The organism is Streptomyces sp. MNU76 (assembly GCF_020982545.1).
Lineage (GTDB): Bacteria > Actinomycetota > Actinomycetes > Streptomycetales > Streptomycetaceae > Streptomyces.
Map to the genome: position 1 here is coordinate 145,466 of NZ_JAJKLK010000022.1, position 21,416 is coordinate 166,881.

The 21,416-nt window shown below is 70.4% G+C and carries 17 protein-coding genes and 2 pseudogenes; 5 read left to right on the plus strand and 14 right to left on the minus strand.

Going from position 1 to position 21,416, the window contains the following annotated elements; all coding sequences use genetic code 11:
• Positions 1–138: 138 nt before the first annotated feature.
• The gene (locus E4N62_RS35675) at positions 139–582 is read left to right on the plus strand and encodes an N-acetyltransferase (RefSeq protein ID WP_230221173.1); all 444 of its coding nucleotides are present in this window, start codon (positions 139–141) and stop codon (positions 580–582) included.
• Between the two features lie 36 nt (positions 583–618).
• On the opposite strand, the gene galK is transcribed toward E4N62_RS35675, so the two are convergent.
• The 10 genes from galK to E4N62_RS48910 form a co-directional block, all read right to left on the minus strand.
• Positions 619–1,779 (minus strand): galactokinase, encoded by a 1,161-nt coding sequence (galK, locus tag E4N62_RS35680; RefSeq protein WP_230221175.1) that lies wholly within the window; start codon positions 1,777–1,779, stop codon positions 619–621.
• Between the two features lie 175 nt (positions 1,780–1,954).
• Complete coding sequence (galE, locus tag E4N62_RS35685) at positions 1,955–2,956, minus strand: UDP-glucose 4-epimerase GalE (protein WP_230221177.1); 1,002 nt, start codon at positions 2,954–2,956, stop codon at positions 1,955–1,957.
• Positions 2,953–4,014 carry a galactose-1-phosphate uridylyltransferase gene (galT, locus tag E4N62_RS35690; RefSeq protein ID WP_230221179.1) on the minus strand — a complete coding sequence of 354 codons (1,062 nt, stop codon included), beginning with the start codon at positions 4,012–4,014 and terminating at the stop codon, positions 2,953–2,955. Before galT ends, galE begins: the two co-directional genes overlap by 4 nt.
• 184 nt (positions 4,015–4,198) lie before the next feature.
• On the minus strand, positions 4,199–7,582 hold the full coding sequence (locus E4N62_RS35695) for a S8 family peptidase (RefSeq protein WP_230221181.1): 3,384 nt from the start codon (positions 7,580–7,582) through the stop codon (positions 4,199–4,201).
• A gap of 122 nt (positions 7,583–7,704) precedes the next feature.
• Positions 7,705–8,739 (minus strand): ABC transporter permease subunit, encoded by a 1,035-nt coding sequence (locus E4N62_RS35700; RefSeq protein WP_230221183.1) that lies wholly within the window; start codon positions 8,737–8,739, stop codon positions 7,705–7,707.
• Positions 8,736–9,683 carry an ABC transporter ATP-binding protein gene (locus E4N62_RS35705; protein WP_230221185.1) on the minus strand — a complete coding sequence of 316 codons (948 nt, stop codon included), beginning with the start codon at positions 9,681–9,683 and terminating at the stop codon, positions 8,736–8,738. The genes E4N62_RS35700 and E4N62_RS35705 overlap by 4 nt, the downstream gene beginning before the upstream one ends.
• Complete coding sequence (locus E4N62_RS35710; protein ID WP_230221188.1) at positions 9,680–10,192, minus strand: GntR family transcriptional regulator; 513 nt, start codon at positions 10,190–10,192, stop codon at positions 9,680–9,682. The genes E4N62_RS35705 and E4N62_RS35710 overlap by 4 nt, the downstream gene beginning before the upstream one ends.
• 575 nt (positions 10,193–10,767) lie before the next feature.
• The gene (locus tag E4N62_RS35715; protein WP_230221190.1) at positions 10,768–11,007 is read right to left on the minus strand and encodes a DUF4351 domain-containing protein; all 240 of its coding nucleotides are present in this window, start codon (positions 11,005–11,007) and stop codon (positions 10,768–10,770) included.
• 151 nt (positions 11,008–11,158) lie between these two features.
• Positions 11,159–12,037 (minus strand): hypothetical protein, encoded by an 879-nt coding sequence (locus tag E4N62_RS35720; protein ID WP_230221192.1) that lies wholly within the window; start codon positions 12,035–12,037, stop codon positions 11,159–11,161.
• 32 nt (positions 12,038–12,069) lie between these two features.
• On the minus strand, positions 12,070–12,474 hold the full coding sequence (locus tag E4N62_RS48910; protein WP_308186092.1) for an ATP-binding protein: 405 nt from the start codon (positions 12,472–12,474) through the stop codon (positions 12,070–12,072).
• Here E4N62_RS48910 and E4N62_RS35725 point away from each other — a divergent pair.
• The 4 genes and pseudogenes from E4N62_RS35725 to E4N62_RS35740 all read left to right on the plus strand — a co-directional run.
• Positions 12,395–12,973, plus strand: a pseudogene (locus tag E4N62_RS35725) (DUF5753 domain-containing protein); the annotation flags it as partial. The gene E4N62_RS48910 and the pseudogene E4N62_RS35725 sit on opposite strands and share 80 nt — an antisense overlap.
• 5 nt (positions 12,974–12,978) lie before the next feature.
• A complete protein-coding gene (locus E4N62_RS35730) occupies positions 12,979–13,179 on the plus strand; it encodes a DUF397 domain-containing protein (RefSeq protein ID WP_230221196.1) in 201 nt (66 codons plus the stop codon).
• A 70-nt stretch (positions 13,180–13,249) separates the two neighbouring features.
• Positions 13,250–13,441: a hypothetical protein gene (locus E4N62_RS35735; RefSeq protein ID WP_230221198.1), complete on the plus strand. Its 192-nt coding sequence runs from the start codon at positions 13,250–13,252 to the stop codon at positions 13,439–13,441.
• Complete coding sequence (locus E4N62_RS35740; RefSeq protein WP_268270228.1) at positions 13,401–14,426, plus strand: serine hydrolase domain-containing protein; 1,026 nt, start codon at positions 13,401–13,403, stop codon at positions 14,424–14,426. The genes E4N62_RS35735 and E4N62_RS35740 overlap by 41 nt, the downstream gene beginning before the upstream one ends.
• A 44-nt stretch (positions 14,427–14,470) precedes the next feature.
• Here E4N62_RS35740 and E4N62_RS35745 read toward each other — a convergent pair.
• The 4 genes and pseudogenes from E4N62_RS35745 to E4N62_RS35760 all read right to left on the minus strand — a co-directional run.
• Positions 14,471–15,148 (minus strand): annotated as a pseudogene (locus tag E4N62_RS35745) (LuxR C-terminal-related transcriptional regulator); the annotation flags it as partial.
• Between the two features lie 292 nt (positions 15,149–15,440).
• On the minus strand, positions 15,441–16,985 hold the full coding sequence (locus tag E4N62_RS35750; RefSeq protein ID WP_230221200.1) for a PQQ-binding-like beta-propeller repeat protein: 1,545 nt from the start codon (positions 16,983–16,985) through the stop codon (positions 15,441–15,443).
• A 486-nt stretch (positions 16,986–17,471) separates the two neighbouring features.
• Positions 17,472–19,274: a PQQ-binding-like beta-propeller repeat protein gene (locus E4N62_RS35755; protein WP_230221202.1), complete on the minus strand. Its 1,803-nt coding sequence runs from the start codon at positions 19,272–19,274 to the stop codon at positions 17,472–17,474.
• A 265-nt stretch (positions 19,275–19,539) separates the two neighbouring features.
• Entirely contained in the window at positions 19,540–21,354 is a 1,815-nt protein-coding gene (locus E4N62_RS35760; protein ID WP_230221204.1) for an ABC-F family ATP-binding cassette domain-containing protein, read from the minus strand.
• Between the last annotated feature and the right edge of the window lie 62 nt (positions 21,355–21,416).

Here is a 21,416-nt window from a genome sequence, read left to right on the forward strand (position 1 = left end):
TCCGGGCGTCGTACCCGACTGTCTCGCCCCCTGATCAGCACCGGCCCCCACCGGCGCTGTTCATCAGAGTACGGCCGGGGGGCAGGAGCGGAAGGTAATTTGCAGAACTGGTTGTCCAGCGCGTTTATCGTGTGCCGCATGTTTCGTATGGAGACAGAAGTCGACAGGGATCGAAGCCAATTGCTGCTTTCCCGGCTGCGCAGCACCAATACGGCCGCTTCGCCGATCCTCCGTGACCTGCGCGGCACCCCCGGCGAACGCGAAGTCCCGCTCCACGTATGGATCCTGGACGAGGCCGGTGATCTCGCGGGCGGTCTGGTCGGCCACACCTGGACGACCTGGCTCCACGTCACCTATCTCTGGGTCGACGAGCGCCACCGGGGGCGGGGCCTGGGCTCGCGCATCCTCTCCGAGGCCGAGCACATCGCCGTCCGGGAACGGGGCGCCCGTTCCTGCCGTCTGGAGACCTGGGACTTCCAGGCGCCGGAGTTCTACAAGCGGCTCGGTTACGAGGTCGTGTGCGTGATCCCCGACTATCCGCCGGGGATCACGGAGTACACGCTCACGAAGAGGCTCGGCTGAACTCGGCGCGAGCCTGGCGCCGATCGGCACCGAGGGTCAGGAGATGCGGCGCGCTCCGGCCGACGGGACCGCCACGAAGACGCGCGGGGCCGTGAAGCCGGCGTCGGCGAAAGCCTCCTCCACCGCCTTGGTGACCGCGTCCGCGTCGGTCGCGTCGACGAGGACGATCGCGGAGCCGCCGAAGCCGCCGCCGGTCATCCGGGCGCCGAGGGCGCCGGCGGCGAGGGCGGTGTCGACGACGAGGTCCAGCTCGGGGCAGGAGATCCGGAAGTCGTCGCGGAGCGAGGCGTGGCCCTCGACCAGGACAGGGCCGATCGCGCGGGTCTCGCCGGACGTGAGGAGGGAGACCACGCGCTCGACGCGCTGGTCCTCGGTGACCACGTGGCGGACCAGGCGGCGGACCTCCTCGTCGTCGCCGAGGCGGTCCAGGGCCGCGTCCAGTTCGTCGTAGGCGACGTCGCGCAGCGCGTCGACGCCTAGGAGGGCCGCGCCCTTCTCGCAGCCGGCCCGGCGCTTGCCGTACTCGCCCTCGCTGTGGGAGTGCTTGACCTGGGTGTCGACGACCAGCAGCTGCATGCCCTCGGCGGCCAGGTCGAAGGGAATCTGCCGCTGGGAGAGGTCCCGGGTGTCGAGGAACAGGGCGTGGCCGCTCTCGCAGCACGCGGAGGCCGTCTGGTCCATGATCCCGGTCGGGGCGCCGACGTAGACGTTCTCCGCGCGCTGGCACAGGCGGGCCAGCTGCCAGCCCTTGAGGCCCAGGTCGTAGAGGTCGTTGAGGGCGAGGGCGACGACCACTTCCAGGGCCGCCGAGGAGGAGAGGCCGGCGCCCGTGGGGACCGTGGACGTCAGGTGCACGTCCGCTCCGGTCACCGCCGTGTGGCCCGCCTCGCGCAGGGCCCAGACCACACCGGACGGGTACGCCGTCCAGGCGCGGTCGGCCTCCGGGGTGAGTGCGTCGAGGGAGAGTTCGACCACGCCTGCCTCGACGTCGTCGGAGTGCAGACGCAGGACGCCGTCCGTGCGCCGGGAGACGGCCGCGACGGTGGTGTGCGGGAGGGCGAAGGGCATGACGAAGCCGTCGTTGTAGTCGGTGTGCTCGCCGATGAGGTTCACCCGGCCCGGCGCGGCCCACACTCCCTCCGGCGCCGCCCCGTAGAGCTCCTCGAACCGCCCGGCGACGACGACAGCCTCGCTCATCCCGTGACCCTGACCTTTCCTTGCTGGACCGACGAACCGGCTCGGCCGATGAACTGGCCGAGCCGGCACACTACTTGGCGCGAACGGGGGCGGGCCCGCGCCGCTTCGGCGCGTGGGCGACCCGTACCGCTCCGCCCACGCCCGCGCGAACCACCGGGCACACGCCCCGCGTGCACTACTGGGCGGCGCGCGCCTGTGTGAACTCCCACGCGTCCGCCACAATCTCCGCGAGGTCCGCGCGCGACGGGTTCCAGCCGAGCCGTTCGCGGGCCGTGTCGGCGGAGGCGACCAGGGTGGCGGGGTCGCCGGCCCGGCGCGGGGCGACGACCTCGGGGATCGGGTGCCCGGTGACCCGGCGGACGGTCTCGATCACCTCGCGCACCGAGAAGCCGTTGCCGTTGCCCAGGTTGCAGATGAGGTGCTCGCCCGGTTGTGCGGCGTCCAGCGCCAGCAGGTGGGCGTCGGCGAGGTCGGCGACGTGGATGTAGTCGCGGACGCAGGTGCCGTCGGGGGTCGGGTAGTCCTCGCCGAAGACGGAGATCGCGTCCCGCCTGCCCTGGGCGACCTGGAGCACCAGTGGGATGAGGTGCGACTCGGGGTCGTGGCGCTCACCGCAGGTGCCGTACGCGCCGGCCACGTTGAAGTAGCGCAGGGAGACGGCGCCCAGGCCGTGGGCGGCGGCCTCGCCGGTGATCATGTGGTCGACGGCCAGCTTGGAGGCGCCGTACGGGCTGGTCGGCCTGGTGGGCGCGGACTCGACGATGGGGGTGGTCTCCGGCTCGCCGTAGGTGGCGGCCGTGGAGGAGAACACCAGCTTGCGCACGCCCGCCTCGCGCATCGCGGCGAGCAGGGCCATGGTGCCGCCGACGTTGTTGTCCCAGTACTTCTCGGGCTTCACGACGGACTCGCCGACCTGCGAGAACGCGGCGAAGTGCAGGACGGCGTCGAAGGAGCCGTCGAGCCACTTGCCGGCGTCGCGGATGTCCCCCTCGACGAAGGACGCGTCGGCGGGGACGCCCTCGCGGAAGCCGGTCGAGAGGTTGTCGAGGACGACGACCTCGTGGCCCGCCTCCAGCAGATGCTGGGCGACCACGCTGCCGACGTACCCCGCGCCACCGGTGACCAGGTACTTGCCGCGGTGCTTCCCGCCCTGCTGCCCGTCCTGCTGCCCACTCATGAACTCGCTACCTCTCGCAGTCGCTCGGCCGCGCGCTCCGGCGGCACGTCGTTGATGAACACGTTCATGCCGGATTCGGAACCCGCGAGAAACTTCAGCTTGCCGGTGGTGCGGCGGATGGTGAAAAGCTCGAGGTGGAGCGCGAAGTCCTCGCGCTGGACGCCCTCGAACTCCTCCAGCGTGCCGAACGGTGCCTGGTGCCAGGCCGCGATGTACGGGGTCGGAGGCTCACCCTCGCCGAAGATCCGGTCGAAGCGCCTCAAGAGTTCCAGATAAACCTTGGGGAATTCTGAGCGCGCGCCCTCGTCGAGGCCGAGGAGGTCCGGCACCCGGTGGCGCGGGTAGAGGTGCACCTCGTACGGCCAGTGCGCCGCGTACGGCACGAAGGCGACCCAGTGCTCGGTCTGGAGCACGATCCGCTCGTCGGCGAGCTCCCGCTCCAGGACGGCGTCGAAGAGGTTCTCGCCGCCGGTGGCGTCCTTGTGGGCCGCGAGGGAGCGCAGCATCAGCGCGGTGCGGGGGGTGGTGAAGGGGTACGCGTAGATCTGCCCGTGGGGGTGCCCCAGGGTCACGCCGATCTCGGCACCGCGGTTCTCGAAGCAGAACACCTGCTCGACGGAGGGGAGGTGGGACAGCTCGGCGGTGCGGTCGGTCCAGGCCTCCAGGACGAGGCGGGCCTGCTCCTCGGTCAGGTCGGCGAAGGACGCGTTGTGGTCCGAGGTGAAGCAGACGACCTCGCAGCGGCCGGAGTCACCGGCGAGCGAGGGGAAGCGGTTCTCGAACACGACGGCGTCGTACGAGGAGTCCGGTATCTCGCTGAGGCGGTCGCCCTCGGAGGGGCAGAGCGGGCACTCGTTCGCCGGGGGGTGGTAGGTGCGGCCCTGGCGGTGCGAGGCGATCGCGACGGAGTCGCCGAGCAGCGGGTCCCGGCGTACCTCCGAGGTGGTGACGGTGCGCTCCAGGGGCCGCTTGTCCACCGCGTCGCGCACGGTGTCGTCGCGCAGGTCGTAGTAGATCAGCTCACGACCGTCGGCCAGCCGGGTCGAGGTCTTCTTCACGCCGGACTCCCCATCCCACCCATCAAACAGAACCAAACACATCAAAGCACAGGTTCCGACGTTCGTCACCATCACAAACAAACAAAGATCACCAGATCCCGACTATCGTGCTTCGCCGCCGATCCTGGCGCGACGTAGTCGGCCCCCGCCGTTGCCCGGCGGGGGCCGACCGCGTCGTTGTCGTCTACTGGGTGGTGCGGTAGGCGCGGTGGATGGTCTGGGTCAGGGTGTTGCCGTCGGCGTCGGTGAGGGCGACGCGGAGGGAGACGGGGCCGGGCTCGGCGGGGCTGCGCAGCTTGAGCAGCTTGCCGTTCACGGCGGGGGCCTTCTTCCAGGTCCTGCCGTCGTCGTAGGAGACGGTGAAGGCCAGCTTGCGCAGCGTGGCGGCCTTGGTGGCCGCGCCCTGGAGGCTGAAGGGCACGGTGAGGGTCGTACCGGCCTTGGCGGTACTGGCCGTCGACAGGCTGGGCGTGTAGCGGACGACGGTCAGCGGGAGCCGCTCGGGGGTGTCGCCGGAGACGTGGGCCGAGGCGAAGGTCCAGGTGGCGGTCGTCCGGGTACTGACCGCGAACCGTGCCGGGTCGCGGGAGACGTCCACGGCGAGCCTGTAGGTGCGCTTGCCCGCGGGGACCGTGTACGCGTCGCCGTCGAGCGGGGCGTTCACGGCGAAGATCTTCTTGCCGTCGGCGTGGAGCGAGCTCCTGGCCTTGGTGTGGTCGGAGGTCCCCAGGTTGCCGGCGCCGTCGGAGAACAGCGGGACGTACGCCGAGAAGGTGTCGCCGACGCGTACCGCTTCGGGCCGGTCGAGCACGGCCGAGAGGGGGCCCGAGGGGAGGGACGGACCGAAGACGCCGACGTTGAACCGCTGGGTGTGGATCTTGCCCGCCACGTAGGTCCGGGGGATGGATGCCTGCGTGCTCTCCCACGTCGGCTCGCCCTCGGCGTCGGGGGCGCCGTACTGGGAGGCCTGGTAGAACCACTTGATTCCGTTGGGCAGCACGTAGTCGGTGCCGGTCAGCGGCAGACGGCCCTCGGTCGAGTGCGGGTTGTAGAAGCCGCCGTACATCAGCGGTGCGGCGTTGATGGTCGTGGTCCTGCCCTTGACGGGCGTACCGACGACGACCTTGACCTTGGTGAGCTGGGCGCGCTTCACGTTCTTGGTGAAGCCGGACAGGTCACCCGTACGGTTCCAGGCCAGCCGGTAGTTGACGGCCTTGTGGGTCCAGATGCCGTGGTACATCGCGGACACCTCGGCGGCCGGGGCCGGGGCGCCGAGCTGTCCGACGCGGATGCTGCCGAAGGAGGGGACGTCGTACACGGAGGTGTACGGCTTGTCGTTGACGTCGACGTGGAGGAAGAACATCGCGCCCGCGGGCTTGGCCGCGCCGTCCGGCACGGTGATCCTGACGGGCTTCGTCTTCCGGGCGTCCATGACCAGGGTCGTGTCCTTGGTCAGCGCGAACTTCGGGTGCAGCAGCACGGACCCTCCGGTGCTGACGGTGCGGAGCACGCCTTCCAGGGCGTAACGCCCCTTCGGCAGACGGATGGTGACCTCGCCGTCCTTCTCGTCGGAGGCATCCGTCCAGATGTCGTTGTCCAGGCCGTAGATACTCGTCGAGGCGTCGCCGAGGGCCTTGCCCTTGAGGTCGAGGTGCTTGATGGTCAGGTCGTACGACTCGACCTCGCGGACCACGCCCAGGGAGGTGCGCGCGGTCGTCGTGCCGTCGGCGGTGGTGGCGGTCAGCGAGCCGCCGAAGCTGCCTTCGGCCGTTCCCACGCGGGTGTCGGTGGTCACGGTGGCGGTCGCCTCACCGCCCGCCGGGACGGTGAGCCGCTGCGGCGAGACGGTGAACAGGCCCTCGGCGGCCGGTTCTCCGTCGTTGCCGTAGGCCTCGGTGGCCAGGTCGAGGGTGACCGGCTCGATGCCCGCGTTGCGGTAGGTGACGTCCTTGGTGATCGGCTGGTCGTCGGTGTGGGGGTACGCCTGGGTCCCGAAGCCCAGCGCGGTCGGACTGCTGGTGAGCTGCTGGGTGATGGCTCTGGCGACGTCCACCCGGCCGGTGCCCTGTGTGTACGCGGAGGTGGCGTCGGTCGGCTTCGCGGAGGCGGTGAGGGCGGCCTTGATCTGCGGGCCGGTCCAGTCCGGGTGTTCCTGCGCCAGGATCGCCGCGGCGCCCGCCACGTGCGGGGTCGCCATCGACGTACCGCTCATGGAGACATAGCCGTCGGCGGCGGGGTCGCCCATGTCGCCTTCGGCGGCCTTGGCGGCGACGATGTCCACGCCCGGCGCGGTGACATCGGGCTTGAGGAAGCCGTCGGCCGTGGGACCTCGGCTGGAGAACTCGGCGATGGCGTCCCGGCGGTCGACCGCGCCGACGGTGAGCGCGGCGGCCGCGCTGCCGGGGGAGCCGATGGTGCCCTCCCCCGGGCCCTCGTTACCGGCGGCTATGACGAACAGGGCGCCGGAACTGGCCGACAGGTCGTTGACGGCCTGCTCGACGGGGTCGATACCGGGGGTGTCGGTGCCGCCCAGGCTCATGTTGACGACCTTGGCGCCCTGTGCCACGGCCCACTGCATGCCCGCGATGACGCCGGAGTCGTCGCCCTCGCCGGAGTCGTCGAGCACCTTGCCGACCAGGAGCCGGGCGCCGGGCGCGACGCCCGCGTACTTCGCGCCCGTGGGGGACGCGGCCCCGGAGCCCGCGATCGTCGAGGCCACATGGGTGCCGTGACCCGCGCGGTCGACGGTGTCCGCGGCCGCGGAGAAGTTCTTCACCGCGTCGATACGGTCCTTGAGGTCCGGGTGGCCGGCGTCGATGCCGGTGTCGAGGACGGCGACCTCGACGCCCTTGCCGTCGTATCCCGCCGTGTGCGCCGCGGGCGCGCCGATCTGCGGCACGCTCCTGTCCAGGGTCGCCTTCACCTTCCCGTCCAGCCAGATCTTCCTGACCTTCGCGGAACCGGTCGCGCTGGTGAGGGTCTCCCACAGCGCGGAGCCCTCGGACTTACGGGCGCGTACGGCGTCACCGTTGATGCTCGGCAGATCCCGCCGGACGGTCGCACCCGCGCTGCGGAACGTGCTCGCCGACAGGGACGTGCCCTTGTCGTAGGTGACGATCAGCGGCAGGTCGGAGCGGCGGGCGTCGTCGTAACGCGAACTCACCAGCCGCGTCACGTCGAACAGCCGCCGGTCGGCGGTCCCGTTCGCGATCAGCGGTTCGGCGTCGCGCGGCAGGACGTACGCGTGGCCCTCGGCCTGCTGGACGCGGAAGGCCATCCCCTCGCGGCCCTCGGCGGCCACCACGCCGGTGACCTTGCCCTCGGCGTCGAGGGTCACTCTGTCGCCGGTGACGAGGGTGACGGTCCTCGCGGGGGCGCCGGCCGGGGCCCCCGGCCGGGCGGCCTCGGCACTGTCGGACGTGCTCACCAGCAGCCCGGCGCCGAGCGCCGCCGCCAGGGCGGCCGCCGACGGGACGGTGGTGACCATTCGTTTCCTGCGCTTGCGGGACGTCAACTTGGGCCTTTCGACATGGTTCATGGCGATGTGCTCGCCGGCTCGGGGCAGCATGAGGGCGCGGCCGAGCGACGCTGTGGCCGCTCGGCCGCGTGGGAGGGCGGAAGACCGCGTGGGGGCGGAAGACTGCGTGCTTCCGGGAGGATTCGGGTCGGACGAGGCGCCTGGCCGGACGGTCAGACGAGGCGCTTGCGACCCCAGAGGATGACGAACGCCGCGATGCCGGCGGTCAGGGCCAGCAGGATCGAGGCACCGAGCCACTGCATGGACGCCATCTGGGAGAACGGGATGTAGTCGACCGACCAGCCGACGACCTGTGCCTTGTCCAGGCAGGCTTCGCGGGCCTTCTCCGTGGCCTCGGCGCAGCTGCCCCAGCCGATGAGGTCGCCGGAGGCCGTGAGGTAGGCCTCGTCCAGGACGTAGGCGTTGTCGGGCAGGCTCGGCTGGGTGTTCTCACCCACACCGTTGTGGCTGGTGACCGTGACGACGTTCCCGAGGGACGTCCGGACGTACGACCACACCACCTGCAGCGCGACGGCGAAGCCCAGGGTGACGACCATGGCCAGCAGGGTCCGGCGCAGCAGCATGCCGATCGCCACACCACCGAAGACGGTGAGCAGGGTGAGCGCCACGGGCACGGGTCCGCTGTTGTCGAACCCGCCGGCTTCGGCCCAGGTCAGGACGTAGGACGTCGACTTCACCGGCGACCACCACCAGGTGAACGCGGCGGAGACCGCCGTGGCGCACACCACGACCACGAGCGCGGTCATACCGAGCTTGGTGACGAGCCAACGGACGCGGCTCACGGACTGCGCGTTGACCAGCTTGGCGGTGCCGCTCTCCAGGTCGCCGGCGAGCAGGGGCGGACCGAGGAGCACGCCGATCACGACGGGCAGGAGCCCGAGCAGACCAGCGGCCGCGTTGAGCGGCTGCTGGTCGAACTTGTCCTCCCAGCCGGACGTGAGGTGGGGATAGCCGTACCCGTCGAGGTACGTGATCATCTGCTGGCGTTGGTGGACGAGCACCGCGACGGTGACCGCGGCGGCGGCCAGCAGCGTCCAGTAGGCGGCGCGGTGCTGACGCCAGACGAGCCAGTTCATGCCGCTGAGCCGGAGGCCGCGGCCGCGGTCACGGCCACGGCCACGGCCACGGCCGGCTTCTGCGGCGGCGGGGTCGTAGGAGGCGCTGCCGGTGCCGGTCATCGCGCTCATGCCGCCACCACCTGCGGGGCGACGTAGGAACTGGGACTGATCAGCGGCGGGGCCTCGGGCGAGCGCAGATAGGCGAGCAGGAGCTCCTCCAGGTTCGGGGTGCTCGCCTCCCAGGGGCCGCCGGTGAGCGGCCCGTCGGGGCGTATCAGTGAGGTGAACTGCCGTCCGCTGGTGCGGGTCTCGACCACGGTGTGGTACGCCAGCTCCGGGGGCGTCCGCCCGTCGGAGTGGACCCCGGTCAGCACGGCGTGGGAGGTGCGCAGCTCGTCGACCTCACCGGCCAGACGCAACCGGCCGCCCGCGATGACCAGCAGGTAGTCGCAGGTGTTCTCCAGCTCGGCGAGCATGTGGGTGGACATCAGCACGGTGGTGCCGCGCTCGGCGGCCTCGGCCAGCAGGGTGCCCATCAGCTCATGGCGCACCAGCGGGTCGAGGTCGGACATCGGCTCGTCGAGGAGCAGCAGGTCGGGGCGCTTGCCGAAGGAGACGGCGAAGGCCACCCGGGTGCGCTGGCCGCCGGAGAGCGTGCCGATCTTCGCGTCGAGGGGCACATTGCCCGCGCGGACGATGTCCTCGGCGGCCCGCTGGTCCCAGCCGGGGTTCAGCTCTCGCCCCATCCGCAGGGTCTCGGCGACGGTGAAGCGCCGGAACAGGGGCTTCTCCTGGGCGAGGAACGCGGTACGCCGGGTGGCCTCCGCGGACTCCGGGACCGCGCCGAAGACGCGCAGGGTGCCGGTGGTCGGCTCCAGCAGGTTGGCGGCGATGGCCATCAGCGTGGTCTTGCCGGCCCCGTTGGGACCGACCAGACCGCAGATCCGCCCGGCCGGCAGCCGGAAGGAGCAGTCCCGCAGCGCCCAGCCCCGGCGGTACTTCCGGCCCACCCCGCGTGCTTCTATCGCGGACGTGTCCGCCGGCCCCCCGTAGCCCGTCTCGTAACTCGTCATGCGTGTCCCCTTGTCCCCGTGGTTCCTGTGGTTCCTGCGGATGCTGTGGTTCCTGCTGGTGTTGTGGTTCCTGCCGGTCCCACTGGGCCCGTCGGTCCCTCGTGCTCGGCGGCAGGCCCGGTCCCGGCGTACCGCTCCTCCATCACCGACGTCACCAGAGCGGTCACGTCGTCCTGCTCAAGACCCGCCTCGCGGGCCCGGTCCATCCAGCTCTCCAGCTCGCCGCGCAGCAGCGAATCCACCGGCGCCTGCGGACGGGCCAGCGACTGACTCACGAACGTGCCCAGCCCCGGCCGCGCTTCGACCAGCCCCTCCCGCTCCAGTTCGCGGTACGCCTTGAGCGTGGTGTTGGGGTTGACCGCGGAGGTCTGCGCCACCGACTTGGCCGTGGGCAACTGGTCGCCGGGCCCGAGTACGCCGAGCCGCAGCGCCTGCTTGGTCTGCTGAACGATCTGCTGATAGGCGGCGACCCCGCTCCGCCTGTCGATGCGGAACTCCAACCCCTTCACCACCAATTCACTAGTCGACTAGTGATTTGATGATGGAGCACAGATCGCGAACCTGTCAAAGCCCACAGGTCGGGGCACCGAGGAGGGCGCGAAGGAAGCCATGGCGCGCGGCGAGGGTCAACGCCGGGGGGATCGGCGGATGTTCAGGGGATCCGCTGCAATGAATCGTGGGACGGTTCGAAGTCCGCGAGGCGGCGTCGGGTGCGCGCCGAACCGGCCGGGCACCACGCCCGCTCCCCGGCCGACAGCGTCGAACGGTCACGCGAAACCCAGGATCAGACCTGACCGACGTCGTCGACGACCTGCCGAAAGGCCGCTACGTCTTCTGGCTGACGTCCTGGTACAAGGGTGATGACGGACCCGTCCACCGATGCGCGTCCGCGTCCGCGGCCACGTGCCTGGCGGGTGTCGCGGGTGTCACCGACGGGTCTCTGACGACACGTCTCGCGCCGGGGGCCGTCGAAGGCCTCACTCAGCCCGAGGATGGCGCCGCCGCCTCGAAGACCGCGGCGGCGGACACTGCCGCTGATGCGCCCACGTCCAGGACGCACCAGTGAGCGAAGACGCCGGCCGGGTCAGGCTTGGTCGTCGTGGAACAACTCGGCGGCGTCGGTGACGTCGTAGGCGCGGTCCACCCAGATCTGGAGGAGGTCGGGGTCGGTGCAGTTGCGTACGCGCTGTCGGACGGAGTCAGGTACGTCGATGTGCCGCCGGTCGAGCGTGCGCAGGACGCTGGCGATCCGCTCCTCGACCCGGCCCTCCTCCCGCAGCTTCACCGCGACCGGGTTCTTGAAGAAGTAGTTCACCGGCATCATGAGTTCCTTCCGCGCCTTCCTCGCCCGGTCATCCACCAAGCCCGACTCGACGAGTTCCGCGAACGCCCGGAGTAGCCCTTCCGACTGTGCAGGGCAGGGGCAAGGGGCCGCTGCCCAGCACAGGCGCTCGACCCCCGTACGCACTACCCGATCAGCGGAACAGATCCTCGGCGGCGGTCACCCGAAGGGCTCGTTCCGCCCAGATCATGAGCTGGGCCCGGTCAGGACAGTCGGTGACTCGTTCGCGGACCTGGTCCGACACCGGGATGCCGCGCCATTCGAGGGTCTTGAAGATCATCTCGATCTGGGCCTGGATCCGGCCTTCCTCCCTGCCTTCCTCACGCGTCTGCTCAGCGAGTGGGTGTCGCCAGAAGTACTGCGTATCCGTCATGAGGTCCCTCCAGATCTGCTGTGCCTCGGGGTCCTTCAGGCACGAGTCGACGAACTGCACGAAGACCGCGGCGCTCTCCGCGTCGATGGTATGCAGGGCGGCCACCAGGGATTCCAGTATGGCGGCAGCCTTGGGGCCCTTGCCATGCGTCATCGCCGAGAGCACCGCGAGAGATACGTCCCGCTCTGCCGCCCGCTCGTCCGCGATGACCGGTACGTTGTCCGGGCCCAGCACGAGCGGCCGTACCGTCAGAGAGGGACGTCCACGCACTCCGAGATGGATGGGCTGCGCCGCCCAGCGCGCCGTGGCACGGCTCTGGGTGATCACGATCAACACCGGGTCGCAGTGGTACTTCGCATACAGGTAGCTGAGGTAGTACGGCCAACTGCGCTGCTTGGCCTCGTCCTTCTTACCCTGGGACTCGACGACCAGGAGATACGTCCCCTCGTCGGTCTCCGCCCGTAACAGCGTGTCCACGCGCCGCTCGACCGGTTCGATCTCCGTGAGGTCGACATTCATGGCGGCGAACTCGCGCGGCTCCGGGAAGGGCACGTGCAACACCCGTTGCAGGGTGCGGGTGAGCAGCGAGGGGTCCTTCTGAAAGATGCGATGCAGCGCCTCGTGGGGCGAGCTGACCATCGGATCTCCTTTCTGTCGGGATGCTCAACGAGCTACGCGGTCATCAGTTCGCACCACACGTATTTGCCTGGGTGGCCGAACCGGGAGGACGGCTGCCAGCCCCAGATGTCCGTGCACGCGCGTACGAGGGCGAGGCCCCGTCCGGTCTCCGTGTGGGGCGTGGCCAAGCGGCATGTGGGTTCCGGCGGTTCGGGGTCGGCGTCCCCGGCTCCGATCCACAGGGCGTTGCCCGACCAGCGGACGCGCAGGGCCGCCGGACCCTTGGTGTGGAGCACGGCGTTGGCGATCAGTTCCGTGGCGAGGAGTTCGGCGGGGTCGAGGAGCGCGGTCAGGCCGTGCGCGGTGAGGATCAGCCGGCGAGGCGTCCTGCCCCAGGTGAACCTGGACGTGGCGGAAGCGGAGCACCATGCGACGTTCCTGCGGGAGGTCGCTATCACCTACGTGCCCGGGCTGCTCCAAACCGCCGACTACGCACGAGCGGTCTTCAGTTACACACGTCCGGAACTACCCGAGAGCGAGCTGTCTCCCCGGGTGGAACACCGGATGCGCCGACGCGCGGTCATCGAGGGCGAGCATCCGCTGCCGTACGAGACGATCGTCCACGAAATCGCGCTTCGGGTCCGAGTGGCTGACCGGCAGACCTCGGTCGTCCAACTCCGCCGCATCCTGGACGAGATCGAGCAGGGGCACGCGGCGGTGCGTGTCATCCCCCTCGACCAAGACGGCTTTGCCGGTGCCGCCGCCTCGATGATGCATCTGAGTGGCCCGGTGCCCCAACTGGACACAGTGCTGCGCGACTCGCCCACGGGCACCCTGTTCATCGATGCGGAAGCACAGCTGAAACAGCTCCGAACACTCTTCCGTAAGGTGGAGTGCGCGTCGTTGGATCCCGTTGCGTCACGGGACTTCATCCACCGCCTGATGAAGGAGCTGTGAGCTGCATGAATCACGCGCCGCGCTGGCAAAGGTCCTCGTTCTCCGGAGGCGGCGAAGGCAATACCTGTATCGAACTGGCTGCCATATCCACCCACTTGCTCGGTCTGCGCGAATCCGACACCCCCGCCACCCACCTCCACACCGCCCCCACCCCTCGCCGGGCTCCTCCGCCACATAAAGGACGGCGGGTTTCGTACGACAAGTGAGGTAAGCCCCGGCGACACGCGGGGGCTCGCCGGATGGCTGGTAGGGGGCACCCGTTTTTACCGTGTCCTCATGACCGCCTCCCCCCGTACCACCCCGACCGTTCTCGTCGCCCTGGCTCTCGCCCTACTCACCACCCTCACCCCGGCCAGTGCGCAGGCCACAGGGGACCCCCTCCAACGCGACGCCGACGCCCTGCGCGACAGCGGCGTGACCGGGGTCGCTGTGCGGCTGGACGGGCCCCGGGGTCACGGGCGCCCGTAGTGGGGTCGGGGATCTCCGTACCGGCGCGCCCGTACCCCCCGCCGGGTACATCCGTATCGGCAGCACCACCAAGGCCTACGTCGCGACCGTCCTCCTGCAGCTCGTCGGGGAGGGGCGGCTGTCGCTGGAGGACCGGGTGGAGCGGTGGCTGCCCGGGGTGGTGAAGGGCAACGGGAACGACGGCGACCTGATCAGCGTGCGGCAGCTGCTGCAGCACACCAGCGGGCTGCCCGACTACATCGCCGACGTCGTGCCCGAGCTGAGCGCCGCCGGGTATCTGAAGCACCGGTCGACCACGTACACCTCGCGGCAGCGCGTCGCCTTCGCCATGACCCACCCGCCCGTCTTCGAGCCCGGCGCCCGCTGGGAGTACAGCAACACCAACTACATCCTCGCCGGAATGGTGATCGAGGCGGTCACCGGGAGGGGGTGGGAGGAGGAGGTGCGCGAGCGGATCCTGCGGCCGCTGCGGCTCACGCGCACCTACGCGCCGGGCGACGATCCGACGCTCCCCCGCCCCCACGCCCGTAACTACCAGCAGTTCGAGCCGGGGGACGACGCCCCGATGACCGACACCACCCTCGCCTACCTCCCCTTCGACGGGGACGCCGACGGGTCGATCATCAGTACGGCCGCCGACACCAACCGGTTCTTCTCCGCGCTGCTCGGCGGCAGGCTCCTCGCCCCCGCCCAGCTCGCCGAGATGCGCCGTACCGTCGCCGTGCCGGACGTGCCCGGCGAGGTGCCGGGGTCGCGCTACGGACTCGGGCTGGCGTGGACGCCGTTGACGTGCGGCGGCGGCTACTGGGGCCACAGCGGCAGCAACTTCGGGTCCTTGACGTGGCCCGGGACGACGGCCGACGGCCGTACCTCCGTCACCGTCGCCGTCCACAGCCGGCCGGGCGACCAGGAGACCGCCGCACGGCAGATCCAGGGCATCACCGACCTCATCGACCACGCTCTGTGCGGACAGGCCAAGAAGTAGCCGGACACCGGGCCACGCGGCAGCGGCCCTCTACCCCGCCGCCCCGGCCCCTGCCGCACCGGTCCCGCCCGGTCCAGCAACCCCGTCCGGGCCGCCAGTGCCGCCGCCTCCAGGCGGGAGCCCACCCCCAGCTTCATCAGGACCCGTTGCACGTGGGTGCGGGCCGTCGACGGGGCGATGCCCATGCCCGCCGCGATCAGGCGGGTGTCCTCGCCGTCGGCGACGCGGACCAGGACCTCGACCTCCCTCGGGGTCAGCATCTGCAAGAGCCGCTGACCCTCGTCGTCCGGCTGGGCGGCGGGGTTCAGCAGCTCGCCGAACGCGCTCTGCAGCAGCTGCGGCGCCACCGCCGCCTCACCCGCCCTGGCCTTCATGATGGCCCGCTCGACGCCCTCGATGCGTTCGTCGTGGCGGACGTAGCCGGACGCTCCCGCGGCGAACGCCGCCGCGATGCCGCGCGGGTTGGGCACCGGGCCGAGGACCAGTACCGCCACCTGCGGGCGTTCCCGCTTGATCTTCACCACCGGGTCGAACATCCCCGGCTCGGCCGGTGTCGCCGTGCCGAGCAGGCACACCTCCGGTGCCCTGGTGATCACCAGTTCCGCCGCGCCCGCCGCGGGCGCCGCCGCCGCGAGCACCCGGTGTCCCCGCAGCTTCAAGGCCGAGGCCAGCGCCTCGGCCAGCAGTCGGTGGTCGTCGACCACCATGAGCCGCACTCCCATCGAGCCACCCCACCCCCAGTCCCCCACAGTCCCCCAGATGGTTGCCCACTATGGCCGCCCACCGGACCTCGCGGACAGAAGCCCCCCGACTTCCCGTCGACGCGCTGGTCGACGCCCGCTCTTCATGCCCCCGGAAGCTACACGCTTGTTCGACGTTGCGCTCCCCCTACGGGAGAGAAGTGCCCCGGATTACCGAAATTCCCTCCTATTCGAGCGTGATGAGGGATACGTCCACGGCCCCGCCCCTGAGCTGGGGCGGGGCCGCGGAACGAGGCCGAGGGGGCGCGTGGGGTTACTTCGCCCCGAAGCCGAGCGCCGTGTACTCCTTCTCGTCGTCCGAGTACGGCTTGCTGACGAGTTCCGAGCCGATGAACCAGCGTCCGTCGGTGTAGAGCATCTCGCTCATCGTCGGCGTCATGGCGCTGATCGCGCGGAGCACCGACTCGGAGGCCGGGGTCTCCAGGAGCTTGGTCTGCTTCAGCGTCTTGCCGTCGATGGAGACGATCTGGGCGCCCTTGTCGTAGGGGCCGTCCTTGTAGGCGATGATGTTCGGCCCGTCCATCCGGATCGGGAACAGCTCGTGGTCGTCGCCCGCGTCCACGCGGTCACCGGTGGACTTCCCCGTCGCCAGCGAGAAGGAGACGATCTCGTTGGTGGAGCTGTAGGCGCCGGTGCCGTCGTGGCTCTTGGTCGGCATGTACACCTTGTCGTTGCCGACGTAGATGCCCTTGCAGGCCCAGACACCGCGGACCGGGCACTCGTAGTCGTACTTCTCGTCCGGGATGGAGATCTTGGCGCGCAGCTTGCCCTTGTCGTCCAGGGAGAAGATGTCGGTCGTGCCGGTCAGCGGGACGTCGCTGCCGGTCACCACGCCGAAGACGACCGGGTTGGTGGAGATGACCTTGGCGCGCTGGATGCCGGAGGGCACCTTGTACGTCCACTTGACGCTGCCCGACCTGGGGTCGAGGAGCTGGATCTCGAAGGTCTCGCTGCCGTAGTCGCCGCACTTGCGGACCGCGATCAGCTGGGCGCCGCCCGCGTAGCCCTCGTCGGTGCACTCGCCGGCCTTCGGCGACCACAGCACCTTGCCGGAGTTGACGTCGAACGCGGCGCCACCGGAGTAGCCGCCGGCCGCGGCGACCGTCGTACCGGAGATGGTGACCTCGCCGAACGGCACCTTGCTGCCGCTGAGGTCGGCGCTCTTGGTCCACACCTCCTTGCCGGTCTCGACGTTGAACGCGGTGATCTCGGTGCAGGGCTGGCGGTCGTCGTTGTTCTTGCGCTTGGCCGACTCGGTCACCACGACGGCGATGCCCTCGGTGGTGATCTCACGGGAGCCCGCGCAGGTCTGACCGGCCAGGTCCAGCGTCCACTTGGTCTTGCCGCTGTCCGGTTGGTAGCCGACGATCTTGTTGAGCGCGGACTTGGCGTACGTGGTCTTCGTCAGCCAGGAGCCCTTGACGCTGTCGATCTGGAGCTTTTCCTTGACCTCGTGCGCCGGCACCTGGAAGAGGATCTTCGCGCCGGGGCTGGACGGTGCCTTCTCCTGCGCCGTGGTCGGGATCTCCACGCCACCGGACGACGAACCGCCGGAGGAGGCACCGCCGTCGTCGTCGCCCTTGGTGTCGTCCTTGCCGCCGGAGGTGCCCTCCGAACTGGCGGTGTCCTTCTTGCCGTTGTCGTCGTCGCCCTTGGATGTGGCGATGTAGACGCCGCCGCCGACGATGAGCGCGATGGCCGCGACCGCCGCGGTGATGATGATCGCCGCGGAGTTCACCTTCTTCTTGCCGCCGGGAGCGCCCGGGCCGCCCGGGGCGTACCCCACCTGCGGCTGCATCGGCATGGTCTGCGGCTGGTAGCCGTACGGCTGCTGCCCGTAGGGGCCGGGCGCGGGCTGGCCGTAAGGGCCGGGCTGCGGGTGACCGTAGGCACCCGGCTGACCCGGCTGACCCGGCTGACCGGGCTGGCCCGGGTAGCCGTAGCCGGGCTGCTGCGGCGGGGGCGTCTGCGGGTAGCCGTAGCCCGGGCCTGCGCGGGCGGGCCCTGCGGCGGGGCGTCGGGCGCCGAAGCCGCCACGGCGGCGGGGTGGGCGCGCCGAAACCGCCCTGCGGCGGGCGCTCTGCGGGGCTGCTCACCCGGGGCCGGGGCTGCGCCGGCGGCTGCTGGGCCGGCTGGCTGGGCGGGCGGCTGGTCCTTGGACAGGACTGGCCCGGGGCTGGTTCGGGGGCGGGCCCGGGGCTGGTTCGGCGGGGGCGGCGGCTGCGTCATGACGTGGATACCTCGGAGCGGATCTCGGTGGTCGGGTGGAGGACGAGCGGGGCTGTCACTTGCCGTAGGCCAGCATCAACTTCTCCTTCGCTTCGTCGGCACCACTCAGGAGGGTCGAGGAGATGTAGAAGCGCCCGTCCACGTAGTCGACGGCCTTCGCGTAGAAGGAGCCCTCGATCGCCGCGGCGCTCGCCGGCATCCGCAGCAGCGTGGTGGCCTTGGGGGTGCCGCCCGTGGTCGGGAGCGACACGATCCGGCCGCCCGCGTCCGACGACGGCTCGACGTACGCGACCAGCTTCCCGCCCTCGGTGCGCAGCGGTTCCATCACCGCGTCGGCGGAGGGCGACTTGACGCGCCACTTCTCCTTGCCGGTGGCCAGGTTCAGCGCGACGATCTCGTTCGTGCCGTCCTTCTCCTCGATCGGCAGGTAGAGCGTGTTCGCGTCGCTCGCGACACCGGTGCAGCCGGCGAGGTCCCCGCTGAGGATCCCGCCGTCGCAGTCGGGGGCGAACGAGGCGTCGGAGTCGACCTGCGAACGGGTCGATCCGTCGGCCTTGAAGGTGGAGATGTTCCAGGTGTTCTCTTCCTCGTTGGTGAGGTAGAGGACGAGCGGGTCCACGGAGTACGCGTTCTCGACCTTCCAGCCCTTGGGGATCTTCCGCGTCCACTTGGCCGTGCCGGTGCGCGGATCGAGCTCCTGGACCTCGTCGTGCTCCTTGTCCGTGGTCACCGCGCAGGAGGAGACGACGACCAGCCGCGCGCCGCCCGCGAACCCGGACGGGTAACAGGACTGGCCGTAGGACTTCTTGTCGAACAGCTTCTTGCCGGTGTCGATGTCATACGCCGTCCCGGACTGCGAGCGGCCGACGACGAGCGTGTCACCGGCGACGGCCAGGGAGACACTGTGGGCGCTGTCGAACAGGTCGCCCTTCTCCAGCTGGGCCGACCAGCCCTTGTCGCCGGTGTTCAGGTCGATCTGCTGGAGCTGGTCGCAGTCGGCGTTCTTCGCGGTGCTCTTCTGGTACGCGACCACGGCCCGGTCGTCGGAGGTCTTCTGCGGCGTGACCGCGCAGATCTTGCCAGGGAACTCGATCGGGTCCCAGGCCGGGTCGCCGTCGCCCACGTTGTAGGCGAACAGCTGCTTGTACGCGGGCTTCACGGCGACCTTGTCGGTGACCCACAGGCCGGGGGCGCTCGCGCCGGAACCGGGGGCGTCGGGAGCGCTCTTGTACCAGAGCACCTTCGCCTCGCCGTCCTCGCGGTCCGCGTTGAGGTCGGAGATGTCGAGGTCCTCGCCGCCGTCGCCGCGGCCGTCGCCCTGGTTGACGGGCGCGGAGGGCGCGTCCGAGGGCTTGTCGTCCTCGGAAGGGCCTGTGCTCTCCTTGGCGACCGGCTTCTTCTCGCCGTCGTCCCCGATCTTCGTCACGGCGAACACGGCGCCGCCGACCACGAGCAGTGCGGCCACGGCGGCACCGACGACCATCGCGGGCCGGCCCTTGAAGGGGTTCTTCGAGCCACCGCCGCCGCCACCGACCGGCGGGGGTGTGGGCGCGCCCGCGTACTGCGACTGCGGGTAGCCGTAACCGGCCTGCGAGGCCGGGTTGTACGGGCCGGGCTGCGCGTACGGGCCGGGCTGCTGCGGCTGGCCGTACGGACCGGGCTGGGTGTACGGGCCCGGCTGCGCGGGCGGCTGCTGGGGCGGGTAGCCGTAGCCGGGTCCCGGTGCGGGTGGGCCCTGCGGCGGGGGCGTCTGCGGGTAGCCGTACGGCTGTTGCGGTTGTTGCGGCTGCGACGGCGGTGGTGGATTCTGCGGTACTCCGTAACCGCCCTGCGGCGGCTGATCGGGCGGCTGAACCATCAGCGCTTTCCCCCTGTTCGCTGCTTTCGAGCCACCCGTGTGACCGCGTGGTATCGCTTCTCAGACTGTTCTCAGACGGCTCTTTCTATCACTGCGGCGTGCTCGCACATGGGGCCGGTCGCTCCCCTGTACCCAAGGGAGAACCGGCCCGTGATGCCCCCGTTACGCTCCTTCACGCCCCCTTCACGGGACATGCGCGGGGCCTTGGCGTCGAACACGAGCCCCAACGGCGGGGGGCCGCCCGGATCGGCCGACAGGGCGTCGACTAGGCGTCATCGGCCAGTTCGAGCCATCGCATCTCCAGCTCTTCCTTCTCGGCGAGCAACGCCCTCAACTCGGCGTCCAGTTCCCCCACCTTCGAGAAGTCCGTCGCGTTCTCGGCAATCCGCGCATGCAACTTCGCCTCCTTCTCGGAGACCCTGTCCAACTGCCGCTCGATCTTCTGGAGTTCCTTCTTCGCGGCGCGGGCGTCGGCGGCGCTCTTCTGCGACGCGGCCTCGGCGGCGGGCTTCACCGCGACCCCGGCGGACGCCGCCGCGGCCTCCTCCATCTTGTGGCGCCGCTCGATGTACTCGTCGATGCCGCGCGGCAGCATCCGCAGCGTCGCGTCGCCGAGCAGCGCGAACACCTTGTCCGTCGTCCGCTCGATGAAGAACCGGTCGTGGGAGATCACGATCATCGAGCCGGGCCACCCGTCGAGCAGGTCCTCCAGCTGCGTGAGCGTCTCGATGTCGAGGTCGTTGGTCGGCTCGTCGAGGAAGAGGACGTTGGGCTCGTCCATCAGCAGCCGCAGCAACTGCAGCCGCCGCCGCTCACCACCGCTGAGGTCGCCCACCGGCGTCCACTGCTTCTCCTTGTTGAACCCGAAGGTCTCGCAGAGCTGTCCCGCGGTCATCTCGCGCCCCTTGCCGAGGTCGACGCGGTCGCGGATCTGCTGCACGGCCTGGAGCACCCGCAGGCTCGGGTCCAGCTCGGCGACCTCCTGGGAGAGGTAGGCGAGCTTGACCGTCCTGCCGGTGACGACCCGGCCGGCGGCCGGCTGCTTCTCCCCCTCGCTGCGCGCGGCCTCCGCCATGGCCCGCAGCAGGGAGGTCTTGCCGGCGCCGTTGACGCCGACGAGGCCGATCCGGTCGCCCGGCCCGAGCTGCCAGGTCAGATGCTTCAGCAGCACCTTCGGACCGGCCTGCACGGTGACGTTCTCCAGGTCGAACACGGTCTTGCCCAGCCGGGACGACGCGAACTTCATCAGCTCGCTGGTGTCGCGCGGCGGCGGTACGTCGGCGATCAGCTCGTTGGCCGCCTCGACCCGGAAGCGGGGCTTGGACGTACGGGCCGGGGCGCCGCGCCGCAGCCAGGCCAGCTCCTTGCGGACCAGGTTCTGCCGCTTGGTCTCCTCGGTGGCGGCGATCCGCTCCCGCTCGGCGCGGGCGAAGACGTAGTCGGAGTAGCCGCCCTCGTACTCGTAGACGGAGCCCTTCTGCACGTCCCACATCCGGGTGCAGACCTGGTCGAGGAACCACCGGTCGTGGGTGACGCAGACGAGGGCGGAGCGCCGCTCGCGCAGGTGGTTCGCGAGCCAGGAGATGCCTTCCACGTCCAGGTGGTTGGTGGGCTCGTCGAGGACGATCAGGTCCTGCTCCTCGATGAGCAGCTTGGCGAGCGCGATGCGCCGCCGCTCACCGCCGGAGAGCGGGCCGATGACGGTGTCGAGCCCCTGCGGGAAGCCGGGGAGGTCGAGCCCGCCGAAGAGCCCCGTCAGTACGTCCCTGATCTTGGCGTTGCCCGCCCACTCGTGGTCGGCCAGGTCGCGGATGACCTCGTGCCGGACGGTGGCGGTGGGGTCGAGGGAGTCGTGCTGGGTGAGCACGCCGACGTGGATGCCGCCGGAGTGGGTGACCCGTCCGGTGTCGGCCTCCTCCAGCTTGGCGAGCATCCGGATCAGGGTGGTCTTGCCGTCCCCGTTCCGCCCCACGACGCCGATCCGGTCCCCTTCGGAGACGCCGAGCGAGACCCCGTCGAGCAGGGCGCGGGTGCCGTACACCTTGCTGACGTTCTCGACATTGACCAGGTTGACGGCCATTACTCTCCTGCCACGGGGACGATCGACCCTCCAGGGTAGTCGGCGGGGCGCACGGGTGTGAC